We start from the raw sequence: 791 nt of genomic DNA on the forward strand, positions 1-791 counted from the left end.
CCCCTCGGCGGATCGTGCCGAGCCGGAACTCGCACCGGAACACGATGCGCGACGTTCCGGTGGGACGGGGGGTCACCAAGACCTGGAAAGACCTGGGGAAAGCACCCCCACCAAGCCCCACCCCTCCCGCCCACGGCGGCGGCCTCACTCGGGCGGGTGAACATCGCTGTTTCCGCTGGCAATTGACACCCTCGGCGGCTCTACGCTCAGCGCAACACAACCGCAGACATACGTCGGCCCCCGCCGGGAGTGGCTTCCCAGTGCGAGGGCCTGACCACCAAGGAAGATGTGAGCTTCCCGATGGGTACCCAGCACCCTAGCGCGCCCGCGCGCGTCCGGTCCCGCATTGCGGGCCACGACCACCCGAACCGGGGTGGTCTCATCCACGACAACTCCCGCCACACCGCCCGCTTCACGGTGATCGGCAACCACCTCGCCCAGCACCCCGACCTCTCCCTGCTGGCGATCGGCCTCGGCACGCACATCCAGTCGCTGCCGCGAGGCGCCCGTATCGACATCAAGAGCCTGGCCGCCCGCTTCCCCGAGGGCGTCACCCGCATCGCTGCCGCCCTGCGCGAACTGGAGAGGCACGGCTACCTGCGTCGCGAGCGGCTGCGCATCCCCGACGGGCGCATCGTCACCCGCACGATCTCCTGCAACCAGCCCCCGGCCGCCCGCCGCCACCGGACCGACCGCGAGAGCGCGGACCGCGAGCCCGCGAACCACGAGCGCGGGAGCGACCGCCCGCCGCGGGCCGCCGCCGCCCCCAGCGGCGCGCAGTCGCTGGGGGC

Annotated in this window: 1 pseudogene; it reads left to right on the forward strand. The window is 72.6% G+C overall.

The window, feature by feature from the left end:
* Nucleotides 1-300 precede the first annotated feature (300 nt).
* Nucleotides 301-791: pseudogene (locus tag CCN33_RS30840) on the forward strand (helix-turn-helix domain-containing protein); the annotation flags it as partial.

This window comes from Streptomyces recifensis (assembly GCF_002154615.1).
Lineage (GTDB): Bacteria > Actinomycetota > Actinomycetes > Streptomycetales > Streptomycetaceae > Streptomyces > Streptomyces griseoluteus.